The 19,007-nt window shown below is 36.7% G+C and carries 16 protein-coding genes; 13 read left to right on the top strand and 3 right to left on the bottom strand.

From position 1 onward, the window contains the following. Positions 1 to 635: 635 nt before the first annotated feature. The 5 genes from MPH60_RS12580 to menC all read left to right on the top strand — a co-directional run bounded on the left by MPH60_RS12580 (position 636) and on the right by menC (position 6,377). The gene (locus tag MPH60_RS12580) at positions 636 to 1,490 is read left to right on the top strand and encodes a MurR/RpiR family transcriptional regulator (protein ID WP_241594234.1); all 855 of its coding nucleotides are present in this window, start codon (positions 636 to 638) and stop codon (positions 1,488 to 1,490) included. Positions 1,491 to 1,524: 34 nt separating this feature from the next. Further along, positions 1,525 to 2,655, top strand: coding sequence for an amidohydrolase (locus MPH60_RS12575; protein ID WP_241594233.1), 1,131 nt, complete (start codon positions 1,525 to 1,527; stop codon positions 2,653 to 2,655). Between the two features lie 35 nt (positions 2,656 to 2,690). Beyond that, positions 2,691 to 4,175, top strand: a complete 1,485-nt coding sequence (locus tag MPH60_RS12570) for an amino acid permease (RefSeq protein ID WP_241594232.1) — start codon at positions 2,691 to 2,693, stop codon at positions 4,173 to 4,175. Positions 4,176 to 4,323: 148 nt separating this feature from the next. Next, a complete protein-coding gene (locus MPH60_RS12565) occupies positions 4,324 to 5,154 on the top strand; it encodes a GNAT family N-acetyltransferase (RefSeq protein WP_241594231.1) in 831 nt (276 codons plus the stop codon). 107 nt (positions 5,155 to 5,261) lie between these two features. After that, on the top strand, positions 5,262 to 6,377 hold the full coding sequence (menC, locus tag MPH60_RS12560) for an o-succinylbenzoate synthase (protein ID WP_241615832.1): 1,116 nt from the start codon (positions 5,262 to 5,264) through the stop codon (positions 6,375 to 6,377). A gap of 611 nt (positions 6,378 to 6,988) precedes the next feature. Here the strand turns inward: menC and MPH60_RS12555 are convergent. Further along, a complete protein-coding gene (locus tag MPH60_RS12555) occupies positions 6,989 to 8,290 on the bottom strand; it encodes an MFS transporter (RefSeq protein ID WP_241589022.1) in 1,302 nt (433 codons plus the stop codon). Positions 8,291 to 8,612: 322 nt separating this feature from the next. Here MPH60_RS12555 and MPH60_RS27960 point away from each other — a divergent pair, with 322 nt between their 5' ends. From MPH60_RS27960 to MPH60_RS12525, 7 genes are all read left to right on the top strand, one after another. Next, positions 8,613 to 8,867, top strand: coding sequence for an HTH domain-containing protein (locus MPH60_RS27960; RefSeq protein WP_405389878.1), 255 nt, complete (start codon positions 8,613 to 8,615; stop codon positions 8,865 to 8,867). A 907-nt stretch (positions 8,868 to 9,774) separates the two neighbouring features. Next, positions 9,775 to 10,689, top strand: coding sequence for a VOC family protein (locus tag MPH60_RS12550; RefSeq protein WP_241589020.1), 915 nt, complete (start codon positions 9,775 to 9,777; stop codon positions 10,687 to 10,689). Positions 10,690 to 10,714: 25 nt separating this feature from the next. Next, the gene (locus tag MPH60_RS12545) at positions 10,715 to 11,578 is read left to right on the top strand and encodes a fumarylacetoacetate hydrolase family protein (protein WP_241589019.1); all 864 of its coding nucleotides are present in this window, start codon (positions 10,715 to 10,717) and stop codon (positions 11,576 to 11,578) included. A 340-nt stretch (positions 11,579 to 11,918) separates the two neighbouring features. After that, positions 11,919 to 12,881, top strand: a complete 963-nt coding sequence (locus MPH60_RS12540; RefSeq protein ID WP_241589017.1) for a TRAP transporter substrate-binding protein — start codon at positions 11,919 to 11,921, stop codon at positions 12,879 to 12,881. 72 nt (positions 12,882 to 12,953) lie between these two features. Further along, on the top strand, positions 12,954 to 13,502 hold the full coding sequence (locus MPH60_RS12535; RefSeq protein ID WP_241589016.1) for a TRAP transporter small permease: 549 nt from the start codon (positions 12,954 to 12,956) through the stop codon (positions 13,500 to 13,502). After that, a complete protein-coding gene (locus MPH60_RS12530) occupies positions 13,499 to 14,803 on the top strand; it encodes a TRAP transporter large permease (protein ID WP_241589014.1) in 1,305 nt (434 codons plus the stop codon). The genes MPH60_RS12535 and MPH60_RS12530 overlap by 4 nt, the downstream gene beginning before the upstream one ends. Before the next feature lie 179 nt (positions 14,804 to 14,982). Beyond that, on the top strand, positions 14,983 to 15,753 hold the full coding sequence (locus MPH60_RS12525) for an IclR family transcriptional regulator (protein ID WP_241589013.1): 771 nt from the start codon (positions 14,983 to 14,985) through the stop codon (positions 15,751 to 15,753). Between the two features lie 149 nt (positions 15,754 to 15,902). Here MPH60_RS12525 and MPH60_RS12520 read toward each other — a convergent pair whose 3' ends face one another. Both MPH60_RS12520 and MPH60_RS12515 read right to left on the bottom strand, forming a co-directional pair. Then, complete coding sequence (locus tag MPH60_RS12520; protein ID WP_241589012.1) at positions 15,903 to 17,555, bottom strand: FAD-dependent monooxygenase; 1,653 nt, start codon at positions 17,553 to 17,555, stop codon at positions 15,903 to 15,905. Continuing rightward, positions 17,548 to 18,195 carry an aspartate/glutamate racemase family protein gene (locus tag MPH60_RS12515; RefSeq protein ID WP_241589011.1) on the bottom strand — a complete coding sequence of 216 codons (648 nt, stop codon included), beginning with the start codon at positions 18,193 to 18,195 and terminating at the stop codon, positions 17,548 to 17,550. Before MPH60_RS12515 ends, MPH60_RS12520 begins: the two co-directional genes overlap by 8 nt. 221 nt (positions 18,196 to 18,416) lie before the next feature. On the opposite strand from MPH60_RS12515, the gene MPH60_RS12510 reads away from it, so the two are divergent. Then, the gene (locus tag MPH60_RS12510; RefSeq protein ID WP_241589009.1) at positions 18,417 to 18,806 is read left to right on the top strand and encodes a VOC family protein; all 390 of its coding nucleotides are present in this window, start codon (positions 18,417 to 18,419) and stop codon (positions 18,804 to 18,806) included. Positions 18,807 to 19,007: the final 201 nt, after the last annotated feature.

The raw sequence follows: 19,007 nt of genomic DNA, 5'->3' as shown, positions 1-19,007 counted from the left end.
AGTCTCGCACCTTTCGTTCCAATCAACTTTGTGTTTTAAAAGAAAAAACTGTAGGCTGCTCTATTCGGAACTAAGTTTTAGACTAGTTCATCCCTTAAGTTTTTCAGATGTAATCCTCATTGGATGGAAGAAAATTGCGACACTGTGCCGAAAAACTGGCTAGCCTAGACCCCACAGACGCTTGCGTTAGGAGGCTTGGCAGGCAGTCGGCGGAAAGGGAGCGGATTTCAGAATTCAACGGGAAAGTTAAATAAGAAAAGTAGGCTAACCTCATCCCGAATTATTTTTAACTAGATAATCCTTTAAGTTTTTTTACCGTAATAAATAATAGATTGAAGAAAATTGCGGCACTCCTGCTGAATAACTGTCTAGCCGAGACCCCACAGACGCTTGCGTCGAGGAGGCTCGGCAGACAGTCGGCGGAAAGGGAGCGGATTTCTGAAATCAACTGAAATGTTTATTCTTAATATCTGAAAGGCAAATTGCTGCTGAAATTTGAAGTTTATAATTATCAAAAAAATCAAAAAATCTGCTTCTTTTTCTAATTAAATTGTGATAGTGTATAAAACAAAGAAGTATTTCCTTCGTCATTTTATTAAAAAGAAGTATTTGATTCACCAGAAAGGAGTGATAGTGTGGAACATCTTCCATTTAAATTATTAGTGAAAGAAAGATTTGACCATCTATCAACAGGTCAAAAAAAGGTTGCCGCTTACCTGATTGAAAATTTGGATCAAGCTGCCTTTAAAACGGCTTTCCAAATTGGTAGGGAAGCGGAGGTCAGTGAAACGACGGTCATTCGGTTTTCCTATTCATTAGGATTTGAAGGGTTTAGTAAAATGCAGGACAGAATTCAAAAACAGCTGCTGCACCAAAATCAAACGGATATATCCAATAGTGATTCCATTCTTAGCATTGATGACAAGCAAGATCCATTTACCAAAGTGATAGAAAACGAAGTTCATATTTTAAGACATCTATTAGATCATACGAACGTTCAGGATATATGGAAAGCGGTCGATGTCCTGATACAGGCTGACCAAATATTAATTGTAGGTCACCGGATTTCCCATGCCGCTGCCTATTGGTTTTCCTATACGCTAAGTTCATTAAGGGAAAATGTAAGTTTATGTTCTCCAACAGGTGACTTCTATGAAAAGTTTTGTAATCTCACTAACAAGTCTGTGATAGTTGTTTTTTCCCTTCCAAGATATGCGAATGAAACATTAAAAGTTGCGGAGTGTGCAAAAGAACAAGGAGTTTGTTTACTTTCAGTTACAGACCGCCTCCTGTCACCTGTTGGCCGCATCTCTGATATTGCACTGACAACTGAAGAAAACGCAGAAACCGGAACGAATTCAATTGCTTCCGTCATTAGCTTATTGGACTTGGTTATTGCAGGCATACATCAAAAAGACGCAAAACGGATAAATACGCATCAGCAAAAATTAGAAGGGCTATATTCAAGTTATGAAGTGTTTAATGAATGACTTTAAATTCATGTAAAAGGGGAGGTGCATCATTATGAACCCGATTCAATATATTGATCAGCAGCAAGGATTATTGTTAAAGTCCTATCATGACCTGCATTCCTTGGCTGAGCCAAGCTGGCAGGAGGAAAGAACGTCTAGCTATATTTTAAAATGTCTTAGGGAAGCGGGAATAACCGTAAAAACATTTCAGGGCCATTATGGAATCATTGCCGAAATTCCAGGCATCTCAAAAAAGGTTGTGGCATTAAGGGCTGATATGGATGCGCTTGTTCAGGAAGTAGATGGAATTGTAAAGGCCAATCATTCATGTGGACACGACGCACATAGCATAATGGTTTTATATACAGCATTGGCCATTGCCTCCAGCGGAATCCGGCCTAAACATACTCTCCGATTTATATTTCAGCCTGCGGAAGAAAAAGGGGAAGGCGCTCTTCAAATGATCAATGATGGCGCGTTGGAGAATGTTACATATTTATTCGGGATACATGTAAGACCCAGTACGGAGGTTCCTTATATGAAGGCTTCCCCCGTCATTGTCCATGGCTCTGCCGAAACGATAAGGGGAACAATCAAAGGCATTCAGGCCCATGCATCCCGTCCGCAAGATGGAATAAATGTAATCGAGGCAGCAGCTTTGCTTGTCCAAAAATTACAGCAGATCAATCTGGAGACTGAAACTCCTTATTCCATCAAAATGACTCAATTTGAAACAAACAACAAAGCATCAAACGTCATCCCGGAAACAGCTGTCTTTGCTATTGATGCCAGAGCGCAGTCAAATGATGTAATGAATCAACTGAATCACTTAACGAAGGTTGCTATTGACCAGACAATGGAACAAACTGAAACATCCATCTCCTGGTCTGCGGAAGAATATGTCCCCGCGGCGACCTTGCATGAAAAAGCGATAAAGCTGGCTGAGGCCGCAATAGAAGATATCCTTGGGGCGGAAAATGTCGTACCGGTCTGCGTTTCTCAAGGCGGCGAGGATTTTCATTTTTATACAGCTAAAAACCCTGAATTAACAGCAACCATGATAGGGTTAGGCTGTGATCTAACGCCTGGTCTGCACCATCCGGATATGATGTTTAATGTAAGAGCACTTATTTATGGAACGAAAATATTAATTAACACAGTAATGATGACGGCTGGAGAATAAAATTTTCACTAAAAAAATTAATGAAGGGGTGTTTTATGGAAAATACCGCACAAACATCACAAACCGGGGAACAAACAGCTGCTGAAGAAAAACAACTGGAGCGAAAACTCAAACCAAGGCATCTTTCCATGATCGCAATCGGCGGAACCATTGGAACAGGGCTATTTTTAGCAAGCGGTTCCATTATACATACTGCGGGTCCTGGAGGAGCTGTAGCTGCCTATATCATTGCTGGTATCATGGTTTACTTCCTGATGACTAGCTTAGCCGAAATGGCTGCCCTTATTCCTATCACAGGCTCTTTTAGTACCTATACATCAAGGTTTGTCGATCCGGCTTTAGGATTTGCGATTGGTTGGAACTATTGGTATAACAATGCAATCGTAGTCGCGTTGGAATTAGCAGCTTCCTCCCTTATCATGAAATATTGGCTGCCATCTGTTCCGGGCATCATTTGGAGCGCATTATTTCTTGCACTCATATTTGGCCTGAATATTTTATCGGTAAAAGGATATGGAGAATCAGAATTCTGGTTTGCCATAATAAAGGTTTTGACGATTATTATCTTTATAGCAGTAGGGATATTAATGATTGTAGGAATCATGGGAGGGGATGCCGTAGGTTTTGAAAATATCACCAAAGGGGAGGCACCGTTTAAGGGAGGCTTTTTATCCATTATAAGTGTCTTTATGGTGGTCGGGTTTGCCTTTCAAGGCACCGAGTTGGTAGGAATTGCAGCCGGTGAGAGTGAAAACCCGAGAAAAAATATACCAAAGGCCGTTAAGCAAATCTTCTGGAGACTGCTCTTGTTTTATGTATTGGCAATAATCGTGATTGGATTTTTAATAAGCTATAATGATCCGCGTTTGTTAAGCTCGGATATTGAAGATATTGCGGTAAGTCCCTTTACGCTAGTTTTTCAAAACGCTGGGCTTGCCATCGCTGCATCCGTTATGAATGTGGTCATTCTTACTTCTGTTCTTTCTGCAGGCAATTCCGCCATGTACGGAGCTTCTCGCGTGCTTTGGGTGCTGGCGAAAGAAGGAAAAGCCCCTTCGTTCCTAAAAAAAGTGAATTCAGGAGGCATTCCAGTGAATGCTGTATATTTTTCGACAATCGTTGGGATGGCAGCTTTCCTGACCTCTCTTTTCGGTGAAGGCACAATTTATACTTGGTTATTGAATGCTGCAGGATTATCCGGCTTTTTATCCTGGCTAGGAATTTCGATTACACATTATCGATTCCGGAAGGCATATATAGCACAAGGAAGGGATTTAAAAGATTTGCCTTATGTATCAAAATGGTATCCGTTCGGTCCGATCTTAGCGACATTTTTATGTGTTACGGCTATTCTGGGACAAAATTACTCTGCATTTTTCGGTCCTGAGATTGACTGGTATGGAATTTTAATTTCTTATATCGGGCTCCCATTATTTTTACTGGCTTTTCTAGGTTATAAATTAGTAAAGAAAACAAAAATGACTCCATTGCAAGAGGCTGATTTCAGTAAAGTGGAATAATTTCTTTCGTTAGAAAATAAGAGAGTATTTCGTAAACATAAATGATAGAGCTCCAGCGCCTTGTACGAAGCCGTCAGCAGTGGACTTCCTTGTCATTTTATGTTGTTGGGCCGATCAAGGCGCTTGTGCTTTTCATAGGAGGTTAATCATGGCGAATACAAATGAAATTGCAATTCATTCTCTTCATCGAATTGAAGAGCTAGAGGAAGTAAGAAAGCTAGAGTCCAGCATTTGGGGAGAAACAGACTCAATCCCCACACACCAAACTTTAACAGCCGTGAAAAACGGTGGTCTGGTTCTAGGAGCTTATTTTGAGGATAAGCTGATTGGATTTCAGTACAGCTTTCCGGGATTCAATGGGCAAACAGCGTATCTTTGTTCACATATACTAGGCATAGATGAGCGATTTCGCAACAAAGGTATAGGGGAGAAGTTAAAGTTAGCACAACGTGAGGAAGCGCTAAAGCTTGGCTATTCCCTTATTACCTGGACTTACGATCCTTTGGAAAGTATCAATGGATATTTGAATATAGCGAAGCTTGGTGGGGTTTGTTCCACATATATCGCAAACTGCTATGGTGAAATGGAAGATCTTTTAAACAGCGGAATTCCATCTGACCGCTTTCTTGTTGAATGGCATATTGGTAAAAAGGGGACAACGGATTCTAGTGGACGGGGAATTCCGCTTGACTTTGCGATAGAAAACTCACTTATTCAATGGGAGACCATTGAAAAGGGATTGCCTGTTCCATCTTTCACTCTTCCGCTGCCAGAACAAAAATGTGATACAGCTTTTGTGGCCATTCCAAAGGACTTCAGGACAATAAGGGTCACAAATAGTCAAGCAGCCACTGAATGGCGGATGAAAACCAGGGACACATTTACCGATTTATTTCAGCAAGGATGGGAGGTAACAGATTTTATAAAGAATTCCATGACGGAAATTCCCGTTCAGTTTTATGTGCTGACAAGGAAATAAGCAGGTTGATTTTAATAACGTAACTTCAGGCTGCTGTCAGCCTATTTAATAAAAAATTGGTAAGACTGTGTCTTTTAGCAGTTTTAACACAAAAGGAGAATTTCCAAGTGAAAATTAAACAAGTTATTCTAAGGCATCTTAAACTAGACTTGCTTGAACCTTTTACAACTAGCTTTGGGACGGAATACAATAGGGATTTCATCCTTGTAGAAGCAAAAAGCGATGATGGCATTTCCGGTTGGGCTGAATCTGTTGCGATGCTGGATCCTCTGTATAATGAAGAGACCTTAAAATCAAACTGGCATATACTTGAGGATTATCTAATTCCAATTATCCTTAAAAATGAAATCAAGCATCCGGATGAACTCTCTGAAAAATATTTCTCCCATATACGCGGTAATTATATGGCAAAAGCAGCTTTAGAGGGTGCTGTTTGGGATCTGTATGCGAAAAAGCAAGGTGCTTCCCTCTCAAGTGTGTTAGGTGGAACAAAAAAGGAAATTGAAGTGGGGGTAAGCATCGGAATAAAGGACTCGATCGATTCGACCCTGGATATGATTGAAGCTCGTCTCGGTGAAGGCTATAAACGCTTTAAACTAAAAATCAAACCGGGCTGGGATGTTGAATTAATAGACAAGGTCCGAAAAGTATATCCTGAAATCCCGCTCATGGCAGACGCAAATTCAGCTTATACCTTACAAGATATAGACCGGCTATCCGCCTTGGATGACTATAAATTAATGATGATTGAACAGCCGCTTGCCTATAACGATATCATTGACCATGCAGATTTACAGTCAAGGTTAAAAACACCTATTTGCCTGGACGAAAGCATTCACTCCTTAGAGGATGCAAGGAAGGCTATTAAATTAGGCAGCTGTAAAATCATTAATATTAAGATTGGCCGTGTCGGAGGTTTAACTGAATCCAAGAAAATCCATGATTTATGTCTTGAAAATGAAATTCCGCTATGGTGTGGGGGTATGCTGGAATCAGGCATTGGAAGAGCGCATAATATTGCCATCACTTCACTGCCAAACTTTACTCTTCCGGGAGATACCGCAGCTTCCTCCCTCTACTGGGCAGAAGATATAATTGACCCTGAAGTTACAGTGGAAAACGGAATAATCAAAGTTCCGGAATTGCCAGGAATCGGCTATGAAGCAAGCATGGAAAAAATCAATAAGTATACTATACACAGTCAAACATTTAATTTAAGTTAGAATTAGTTAAAAGAAAAAGGGCAGTTACTAGCTTCAACATCTATTTTCCTTACAAAAGGCATGATTCCCCATGAAGGGAACATGCCTTTTTTGATTACAAACAATAATAATTGGAAGTGCTTGAAATGCCACGACAAAGGTAAGTCTATTATTCGATAAATCTCTATCCTTAAGGAGTATGCTGAACTTAAATAGATAATAGAAGTTTGCAATAAAGTATCGAAAATTAGCGATGTAATACCTTATTGTTTTTTCAGTCTTTCTTGTCTTGTATCTCTTTTTCTGTTGTTATACCTTATTAACTTTTTGCAGGGTGTTTTCTTTATTGGTCCTGTTTTGCAAGCTGATAAAAACATTGAAGATACTATGAGTGATAACAATATCCGTTGAACGGTTTTCTTCATTAATTTCCCCAAGTGTATTTGCATATTAGTTGCATATACAAAGATTACCATGAACTTACTATTAGTAAAAAATGTCTCAATACGATGAGGCATTTTAAATAGATTTTACGACCATAGTCTAAGAAGAATCACCATTTACCTAACAAATTGACAAGCATGGCACCCGTAGGACTACGCACGAAATAATAACATCTTCATAATGATTCATCATTTATTTACAACCTCCTTATCGGTTAGATGAACATTGGGCTTATTTTGATCCTGAGGACGAACCCAGATCCAGAACAAGATACCGCTTACAAAAAGGAAAGTAGCTCCCAGATTAAACGCTTGATGGAAACCCACAATTGTGGTTGATGCATTTTGAATAATAACCCCTGTCACATATGGGGCAATAATGCCAGCTAAATAGTAGATGGCTGTATAACTTCCTTGAGCTTTTCCATAGTGTTGTTTAGGGAACATACTTGTTAAAATGGCAGGCCCAAGCACCATAATAATGCTTCGCAAAGCCACACCTAAAGTTAAAAATGTGACTGCCAACGTATTGGACTTAACTGTGGTTGCTAAAAAATAAAAAACCGCCGCCGCAAGAATCAAAGGTCCTACAATAAACACCCGTGAACGAACGATATCCTGCGTCTTGGCATAAAGCCAATCTGAAATGGTTGAAAAAGTAAATTGCGACAAAGTGGTAATAATCCAAGGAATCATGATCGCTAATTGTAACATGGTACCGTTTATTCCTCTAGCCTCTTCAAAATAGTTGGGAAACCAAGCTAATTCAATGGAAAAGAACCAGTATGAAGCAAAGGCACACAAAGAAATGAAAATGAAATTACAAGAAAATAACTTGGGTAGAACTTCTGACCAATTGGAGTTTTTATTTTTCACTTTACTCGTTTGCTTTTGTTCTACCTCTGGTTGTTTAACAATCAGTATCCAGAGAATCGTCCAAATCGATCCAACTATGCCTAGAAAGATGAATCCTGAACGCCAACCATAATTAAAAATAAAAAAGATTAAAACAGGAGCCGCAATGGCAGCACCTACTGTATTGCCAATGGAAACTATTGTAAGAGTTAGCCCCACTTTTTCTCTAGGAACAGATTTCGCAGCCATAGCCATCGAAAGAGCATATGTTGGTCCCTCTCCAGCACCTAAAATAATACGGGTCAAGACCAGATAAGGTAAATTCATGGAAAATATCGTAGCGAATTGAACGATTGACCATACGGTTGTAATAGATGTAATCACTCGTTTCGTCCCCACTTTGTCGGATAATGCTCCAATAAGTAAGGCTGATATTGAAAACAACCAGAAGAAAGAACTTCCGACTATTCCCCATTGTGATGGGGATAAATCTAATTCCTTCATAATGGGGACAGAGGCGAGACCGATAATTGCCTTATCAGCCACGTTAATAATGGAAACAGTAAATAAAAAAGCAATAGTCAACCATGCCTTTCGACCAATTTTTGTTTTAGAATGCGCTTTCATTTTAATCATTAACTTAATCCCTCCTTAAAAGTACAATTGAAAGAGTTTGCCTTCTTTGGTTTATCGCGACACTTTCCATTTAATCACGTTCGAAGTTTCTAAAATAAATAAAATTTTTGAAAAATCAGAATGACTAGTTGCTAATATTATCCTACCTGATTTACATAAATGTCAATTAAAATATTATCAATATAAGATAATACTTTAATATATAACTACCAATACTATATAAAATATAAAATATTATCAAAGTACGATATTAGCTAATTTGAGAAAATGAAATAATAATGTCTTTTCATCCTTCTTCATATAGAATGGCCATTGATAGAATATGAAGCGTTTGTATTTAGAAGTTTTTAAATGTTTCCTTCCGGAATGTAATTGTTTTTTTAGAGGGGAATCCAATATGGACGCTGAATCCATAGCAGAACATTTAGGAGTCTCCATACCCACTGCTTATCGGTATCTAAAGGAATTGAACAATTCAGGTATCATAGCGGAAATACAGGTGGAGTGTATATTCTTGGATCTAAAATTGTTGAACTTGATTATCAAATCAGAAACTCGGACCCGACCATATTTGTAGGTAAAACAATTATGCAAAGTCTAAGTCAATTTTATAATGATCAAATGTTAAACATTCATGAGGAACGAACTGAGGAGAAGTTGAATATCACCTTTGCAAGCGGGAGATCGCACCCTTTATTTCAAAGTGCAACCTCAAAAATCACTTTAGCCAACTTGCCTGTGTATCAACTTGAAAAACTGAAAACGAATTATCATTAAAGATTGGAGACTTCTAATATGAAACTTGCAACTTTTCGTTAGGAAAAAGCAGTAAGCTTTGGAATTGATTTAAATAAACAATTAGGCAAAAAATGTGAAAATTTAAAGTCATATATTGAAAGGCTTTTTCGTAAAGATTGTTGTTTTTAAAAACTAAACAATTTAAGGTTGATTGGAGCGGAAGTGCGAGACTCCTGCGGGAGCAGCGGGACAGGTGAGACCCCACAGGCGTTTACGCCGAGGAGGCTCACCGCCCGCCCCGCGGTAAGCGAGCATCTGGAGGGGAAATCAACCACACTGCTTTACCTGGTAAATAGCAACAAAGTATGCGAATACAGCCTATTGAAAAAAGGAACTGGAGAACCAAAAGGAATCAACATGCAAAAAGTTGATTTTTGTTTTTTTCAGACATTTCCTTGTTACCTGGTATCCCAAACCCAGATAAAATCACCTGTAGGTGTCATTAATGATGAGTTTAATTAAAAAGAGCGATTTTCATATTATGATAAAATTATAAATATTGTTTTGAGTTGAATCGGAAATATTCATAAGGGGAATTTGAGAATTCATTGGTTTTATAATGAATTTAAGTGGGAAAATCATCTTTTTTTAAAAATTAAATAAATTCAAAAAAATAATTGTTTTATTCTGTATTTTTTTGTATTATTAAATTATGATAATTAAATAATTCAAGAGGGGGTATCTGTATGATTAGCACAATCAAATTGAGTTATGCAGAATTTAATTGTAATGATTTAGGTTCAATGGCTAACTACTATGAAAATGTTGTTGGATTCTCGTTAACGAAAGACAGTACGAAAGATGAGAAGTACTTCAGCAGTGGCTTAGAGCATCATAATATCGCTTTAAAAAACAGTGATGAAAGCGCTCTCCATATTGTGGGTTACCAAATTGAACAAAAGGATTCCTTGGAAAACGTTCAAAAATACTTGAAGAGGGAATTCGATATTAACTCTGAAATCAAAACAGATATCCGTCCTGGTGTAGCTAAGCTTTTAGAGCTTGTTGATCCAGATGGGTATAAATTACATTTGTTCCAAGAGGTCGAACACACAGCAGTAGGTTACAAAAAGAACGCTATCAATCCGTTTAAAATCGGTCATATTGCACTGGGTTCTTTAAATGCTCAAAAGTCTATTGATTTCTACATGAATGTTTTGAACTTCCACTACACAGATAAGATTGGAACACGTGCTACTTTCTTAACGTGCAACTCTGATCATCACGTGCTGAACATCTCAACGTTTGGACATAAAATGTTGCACCACATCGCATTTGAATTAAAAGATGCAAGCCATCATGTGCTAAGTTCGGATCATCTAGCAAGCCATGGGACACCTATTAAATGGGGGCCATTCCGCCATACAGCTGGTCATAATTTAGCTTCGTATCACCAAGATCCTGAGAAAAATGTGATTGAGCTTTATACAGATATGGACCAGTTCATTCCTGAATTGAACTACTTTGACCCACGTCCTTGGCATGAGACATTACCTTTGCGTCCAAGGGTTTGGGATCATAACTGTGCTTGGTATGAAGCATTTGAAACTAATATTACTGATATCGTGTTACAAAAATTAGAAAGTGAACCAGTTATTTAATAGTAGAAAATAAGGGGGATTATTTATGAAATTAATTAGCTTTAAGGTAAAGGGAAAACAAAGTTATGGTGTAGTGACTGAACAGGGAGTCATTGATTTATCTAAACATCTACCTTATACAGATTTAAAGGACTTTATTACTAAAGGAAGTCTAGAAGAAGTTGAATCACTATCAGTTCAAGTAGATCACCGGTTTGATGATGTTCAATTATTGCCTGTAATTACGAATCCAGAGAAAATCTTTTGTGCAGGTGTTAACTACGATGCTCATCGTTTAGAAGTAAAACGTGACAGAACAGAACATCCTACTATTTTCTTCCGAGTTGCAGAGTCACAAATCGCACATGGTGATTCTATGCTTGTTCCATTGGAATCATCACGCCTAGATTATGAAGGGGAAATTGCGATTGTTATTGCTAAAGAAGGTCGTCGCATTTCTGTAGAAGAGGCTTATGAATATATCGCTGGATATGCTTGCTACAATGATGGAACAGTTCGTGACTTCCAAGTGCACACATCTCAATGGGGGCCAGGAAAGAATTTTTCAGGAACAGGTGCGTTCGGTCCTTATCTAGTGACACGTGGAGAAATTGAAGATGGTGAAGTATTGAATATTGAGACTCGTCTTAATGGAGAAGTAATGCAAAAATCAGATACAAATTACTTATTGTTCTCTATCCCAGAACTTATTCAATATGTATCACAATTCACTACTTTAAAACCTGGGGACGTTATTGTAACGGGTACACCTGGTGGAGTAGGGAATAAAAGAAATCCTCAAGTCTTTATGAAAGATGGGGACATCGTCGAAGTAGAGGTTACAAAACTAGGGGTTTTAACTAATCCGATTAAACAAGAGCAAAAAGTGGTAGTAAGCTTGAATTCTTAAGTAAGGTTAACCTGAAAAATTTTGAATGCATCACAATCCCAAATAATTATTTTAATTTTAAAAGCTGGTCTTACTTTATTGGGACTAGCTTTTAAAATTCTGATGGATTTAAAGAAAACTGAGAATTGTAAAGTTAACTTTTTGGAAACTTTAAAACATCAACTTATTTACTAATGATAATCTTCTATTTCTAAAGTGTAAATGCGATAAAAAAGGGAGATTATTTTTGATTTTATTTCCCTTAAATGTAAGCGCTATCTAAGAGAGGGTGATGCAAGTGGTACGGTATTTTAAGCGTTTATTGATTGTATGCCTATTATGTGTTTTGAGTGCATGTACAATGACAAGTGCCATGGAGGATGGAGGGGATTATAACATTATGCTTTCTCATTTCTGGCCTTCGTCCAATGTAATTCATACGCAGGTTTTAGAGCCTATGCGTCAAAGATTGGCGGATGAGTCGGATGGAAGAGTCAATTTAGAAATTTATACAACGGGTCAGCTAGGGAATGCGGATGAACAGTATAGTATTGCTTCTAGTGGTACAGCGGATATTGCATTAGGAGTGCATGGTTATACAGCTGGTAAATTTCCATTAACTTCAGTAAGTGATTTACCTTTTGTTTTTAGCTCTTCTGAAGAAGGTTCTCAAATTTTACAGCAACTTTATGATGAATTTCCGGATTTACAAGAAGAACATGGCGAAACAGTTCCACTTTGGTTCTTTACAGGGGAACTAAATCAGCTTTTAAGTAATAAAGAAATTAAGAGTTTAGAGGATTTAAAGGGACTAAAGGTACGATCTCCTTCCCTAATGATGAATAAAGTTCTAGAAGAACTTGGTGCTATTCCTGTCTCAATGTCTGTTACTGATATATATGAATCGTTAAGTAAAGGGGTAATTGACGCTGCAATGGCTGGTCTTTCAACTGTTAATGAGATGAAGCTAGATGAAGTAGTAGACTATATTACAATCGTTAATATTTCTTCATCCTCTATGTTTGTGACTATGAATAAAAATGTCTATGAAAACATCATGAATGAGTCAGATAAAGAATTGTTACTCGATTTAGTTAAAGATAGCCCTCGACTATCAGGCGAAGTATTTGACCTATCAAGTAAGGAGGGTTTGGAAAAGGCTAATATTGAGGGAATTCAAATTTATGAATTACCAGAAGAAGAGTTAAGGCGTTGGGAGGAGATAACACAGCCAATTATTGATAATTGGATTGATGATATGAACTCTCAAAACTTACCTGGTCAAGAAGTTTATAATCGATTAATAGAGCTTACGGAAAATTAATTAAATCAGAATATTTAATTAATTTTGATCCTAGGCAAAATGATGAAATTACGGACGCGAGGGGGATTGTGCATGAAACAATTACAAGTGGGAGTCACATATCAAAAATCTTCGAGTGGGTTTTCAAATTTAATAATAACATTAGATAAAGCTTCTTTTAGATTTAATAAACTACTGCATTTTGTAGGGTGCGTGCTGTTGTTCATTATGATGTTCTTAACGACAGTTGATGTAATAGGGCGTTATTTCTTCAATAACCCAGTTATTGGTGCAACTGAACTGATGCGTTTATTTTTAGTGGTTGTTGTATTTTTTGGCATTGGGTATACACAAAGTCATAAGGAGCATTTAGAAATCGATGTATTCACAAATAATCTTCCGCAAAAGGCCCAACTTATCCTTTCACTTATTACTTATTTGGTTTTGACACTTGTAATTGCTTTATTAAGTGTTCAGCTTTTCCGGCATGGGATCAATATGTATTTAGGAAATGAAGTTTCCGGTGATTTAGAAATTCCTCTGTACTATTTTGCTGTTGCTGCAGCAATTGGTAGTCTATCTTTTGCAATTACCTATTTTATTGACACGTTAAAAACAATAGAGAAGTTGGTGAAAAGATGAGTACGGAGTTAATTGGATTAATTGGTATTATCGCATTAGTCGTTCTTATTTTAGTAAGAGTACCTGTAGGTTTTTCACTTCTATTTGTTGGATTTTTAGGTATATCATATATAAGAGGGTTTGATGTTGGTTTAAATCAATTGTCGAGTTCTTCTTTCTCAACTGTAAACAGTTATTCCCTAACCGTAATTCCTTTGTTTATTTTAATGGGAATGTATATTTCTAACACTGGTCTAGGTAATGAATTATTTACAGCAGTAAATAAGTGGATTGGTCATTTACGAGGAGGTCTTGCGATTGCTACAATCGGAGCAGCGTCTATTTTTTCATCCATTTCAGGTTCAGCTAATGCAACGACCGCCACATTAACAAAAATCTGTATCCCGGAGATGGAAAAATATCAATATAGATCTTCTTTTGCAGCATCCGCTGTGGCTACAGGAGGAACTTTAGGGGCACTGATACCACCGAGTGTACTACTCATTTTATATGGAGCCTTAACCTCTGTACCAATTGGGTCATTGTTGATAGCGGGTATTGTCCCTGGTATTCTAATGGCGATAATATTTATGATTATGGTAAATGTTCAAGTGCGTTTAAAACCTGAAATCGCTCCTGTTAATCATGAGCCTTCATCGTTTAAAGAGAAAGTTTTTTCTCTTAAAAATGTTTGGCCGTTTCTTCTTATCTTTCTATTAAGTATTGGCGGTATTTATTTTGGAGTGTTTACTCCTAATGAATCTGGAGCGATTGGAGCAACAAGTTCTTTCATTTTAGCAGTCGTCATGAAACGTATTAACTTTAAAATTCTTGTTTCCTCTCTAGATGAAACAATTCGTATTTCGATTATGATTTTCTTTATTTTAATCGGTGCTTCTATATTTGGTCGCTTTTTAGCGATGACGAAAATTCCAGTCTACTTAACAACTACTGTTGGATCATTGGATGTCTCGCCTTATGTAATTTTAGCTGGTTTATTACTTATTTATTTTATATTAGGAATGTTTTTAGAAGGGATCGCTATCATGGTTTTAACGTTGCCGATTGTCTATCCATTGATTACTTCCCTTGGTTTTGACGGCTTATGGTTTGGGATTATTATGATTATGATTGTAAATATTGGTGTATTAACACCTCCGCTAGGTTTAAATGTATTTATTATTAGCGGTATGATGAAACATGTCCCGATAGGTAGTATTTTCCTGGCAGTTGTTCCAGCAATATTCGTTATGATAGGGTTTATTTTGGTATTAATTGTTTTCCCGGGAGTGGTTACGTTTTTACCTTCTCTTTCTAATTAAAATTAGAAGTCCCTTCTTTCGAGAGTGTAATGGTTAAAGTGGGGGCTTCTTGTGTGTTGCGCTTTTTTTGAGAATTTTTGTAGGATGATTTTTACATTCTATAGTTTTAGCATTATATATTCCCTTTTTATCACTTATAATAAGTCTTATAAGAAATAACTTGGAAAAGGTGAATTAGGATGTCTAGTCTTCAAAAAATGCTCCGCATTTTAGATTTGTTTACTATTGATCAACAGGTAATTTCGTTGGATAACATTGTTGATAAACTAAATATTTCGATTCCGACTGCGTATCGTTATATCAAAGAATTAATTGATGCGGGGCTCCTTGCTAAAGTTGAAAGTGGGGAATATATATTAGGCCCCAAGATTATAAAGTTGGATCGGTTTCTTAGGAGTTCGGATCCGATTATTAATAAAGGGAAACGATATATGCATGAATTGGCGGAATTAACGGGCCTGGTAGTATTGCTAAGCAATATCTATAATGATGAAATCATTAATATATATACTATTCCTTCCGCTGGGAGAAAGATAAATATAAAATATGATAGGGGGACACCGCAACCTTTGTTTAGAGGATCAACTTCTAGAATAATTGTGGCGAATCTTCCTCGTAATCGTTTAATCCGTTTGTATAATGAACATAATTCACATATTGAAGAAATTGGAATAGGGAGTTCCTGGCAGCAGTTTTATAGCTATTTCTCTAAAATCAAACGGGAGGGCTATTCTCTTTCTCACGGAGAACTTGATGATGATATTTCAGGGATTGCAGCACCTATTTTTTTTGGTAGTCAAATTATCGGTAGTTTAACGATTGCTCTAAATACCAGTCAGATTGAAATCTTTAATATGGATAAAATGATTTCGTTGCTTATTGAAGCTGCGGACAAAATATCCAAAGATATATCAAACAATATTGAAATAGAGGAGAATAAAAACACTTAACGTTTTCATTCGTTAAGTGTTTTCTATCGCTTGTTGAGATGGATCCGATTTCTTCTACAATCTTTTTCGTTTATTGACAAATTGCAAACGTTTTCAAAATAAACTTAATTTAAGATTCGAATAACGATTTTTTTTCGATTTGTAATCTATCAAGAGTAATTTGCAACTTCAGTAGGTTGAGAAATCGTTTCTTTTTCTTTTCCGTTCCCTGGCTTATAAACTTCTGAAAGCTTCTTTGTAAAGGAATCGAATTCTTCCTCGGAGAAAATGCCGGCTATATATCGATCAGGACGAATGAGAATAAATTTATTTTGAAAGTCTTTAAATAACTCTGAGACGTCTGTAAATACTTCTTCTCCATCTTGGGAGTGAGGTAAATAGTCGAACGGAACAGCCGATACTTTTTTTACGTTTAAGTTTGCCCAAATCCCTTTTGCTAAGGGCGGAAATTGAATTTCCTCGGGTTTCCCTACTTTTACTAGACTGAAATTTGGTCCTAGAACATGATCTAGTAATTTAAAGGAAGTATCTTCTGATAGCACTCTTGGTTGCTGTATCATTTCACCTACAAGTGACTTCCTATCTGGATCAACATCAATAAATAAACCCTCTGTACAAATAGGCTTTGGTTTAAAACGCATTTCTGTAACGTATTGTTTTAATGGTGGTACAACAGACATAAGTAAAAAAGCGGCGTCTCGGAATAATTTACGCTTTGTGCTTGTTGTTAAGATGAAATTCCCCATGGTTACTGCTAATTTAATCATTGATTTTATATGGTCTCTTCTTTCGTCCTCGTAGCTATCTAATATAACGGGATCTAATAAGCCTTTTAGAACAGAAACTACTTTCCAGCACATATTATAAGCGTCACGCAATCCGGAATTGAGTCCTTGACCAGCGAATGGTGGTGTCATATGGATAGAGTCGCCTAATAAGATAATGCGACCTTCTTGGAATTTCTCTGCTACTAAGGCATTAAAGCGTACAACAGCTTTCTTGACTAAATTCTCTGGTTTGTAATCTACATACGGTGCCATTATCCTAGCAAGATTTTCATCCTTTAATAGTTCATCTTCATCTTCTCCGTCTAAAAGCATAAATTCGTAACGACGTTGACCAGCTCCTGTTGCAGCATGCATCGATGGGCGAGGTGGGTTACAAAAGAATGATGTATGTCTTGAAGGTAAAGTATCATTTTTTAAATCAACAATAATCCAAGGTTCTTCGAAGCTTGATCCGGTTTTCTTATTTCCGATATCTTCAAGTTTTATCCCTAAATTTTTTCTTACTTTGCTTCGGCCACCGTCACATCCAAGTAAATACTCGGCTGTAAATGCCATTTCTTCATGTGTAATGCTATTAATTGCTTTTATTTTGACGTAATGTTCCGACTGTTCAAAACACACTAAGCTTGTATTAAATAACACGTCTATATTCGGGAAGCGATATACACCCTTTAGTAGCACATCTTCAAATTCAGATTGCAAAAACTTATTTCTAGCTGAGTAACCATAAGCTCCTACATATGGTGGTTTCACAATAGCAAACGGTTTTGTATTAACATCGGTAAAGTATTGTGCACCACCGCCCGAAGTAATAATTTTCTCCACTGCTTCAGCTAATCCTACTGATTGGCAAATTCGCATTCCTTCATCATCAATGACAATAGCTTTTGGAATTTGGCTAGTTGAAGGGTTTTTTTCAATTACTAAGGTTTTAATGTTATATGAACCTAATAGATTTGCAGCTATTAATCCTGTAGGTCCAGCCCCGACAATTATTACCTCATAATTATTCATCGGTTTCCTCCTTTTCGATTAAAATCTGACGACATTTCCTAATGGATGCCTCCGGTGCATTTAACACTGGGATTGATAAATTTAAATTTTTCGTAAGCCGAGCAATACTATATTGTGACAACACGATCACATCTACTTCATATTCCAGTTCTTTCGCCATTTCCTCCACGCGTTTGTCATGATATTCCGTATTACCAGCTTCTAATTCATCCATTAAATTATCTTCGTACTTAGCTTTCACGATAACATTAGGATTTTTCGCTATTAAGTATTGTTCTAACGCTACAGGTGTCTCTTTGATTGTTGCAACTAAGCCAATCCTTTTAAATTGCAAAGCTTCATCGAGCATTGATTCATCGGAGCGAAGTAATGGGATATTAAATTTTGGTTGTAAGATTTCAGCTATCCCGTTAAAGGCTGAGCATGTAAATTGAACACAGTTAGCGCCAGACTCTAACGCAAGATGTATTAATTTTTCAAATCGTTGAATTAACCCTTCTGAAATGCCTTCATCTCTGAGGTGTGTCAATAAACTAGTGTCTAGTAAATGAAAGTATTCAAATGGTTGGTCAGTATCTTGAATAGCTGTCTCAATAGGTTCTAATGATAATTTGGTTGCTGATAAAAGAGCTACCTTCAAAAAATCACCTCTTTTCATAATATGATAATTTTTAATTTTTATAAATCAATGATATATTCAGAAAACTTGTATGTCAATTAAAATAATATATATAAATCGATATTTATTTAATGTTTTAGGTTAAGCGAATAGAAAGTGTTTATAATATTTGATATTTTTAGTTAATTATAATATTATCAAATTATGATAATTATATAGTTTTATGTAAAGGGGATGTTTTCATGGCTATTCAAAGAATTGCACATTCAGCAATTAGGGTAAATAGTTTAGAAGATTCAATTAAGTGGTATAACGGAACTTTCAATTTTAAGGTTCGATCATCAATTACGCTTTCTACCAGGAAAATTGCATTTCTATATTTAGAACAAGCTCCAGATACAGAAATTGAATTAATTGAGGAACTTAAGAAGAATAGTGATTCTCCGGACGGGGATAATACCCAAATTGACCACGTTGCTTTTGCTACAGAAAGTGTGAGTGATACTTTAAAACGGTTTGAGCATAAAAAACTTGAATGCTTAACAAATGAACCATTTTTCACAGCAGCTGGAAAGCAATCAATCTATCTAAAAGGTATAAATGGGGAACTTATTCAGTTAATTGAATTATAGAGATTTTGGTTTCGTTTTTCTAAAGTTGGGAGTTATCAGCATTTTGAATTCCGTATATTGTAATCCTTGCTAATGAAGCAATAAACTTCCTTATAAGGAGTTATTTCATGAGAAAAAGTAAAGTATTGAGTTTATTCGCAGAAGCAGTTTAAGACAAAAAGTCTAAAGGAAGGTTTTTAAGAAATCGTATGCATTCAGCAG

The organism is Peribacillus sp. Aquil_B1 (genome assembly GCF_022603275.1).
Taxonomy (GTDB): Bacteria; Bacillota; Bacilli; order Bacillales; family DSM-1321; genus Peribacillus.
This window is presented reverse-complemented; position numbering and strand designations above follow the sequence as displayed.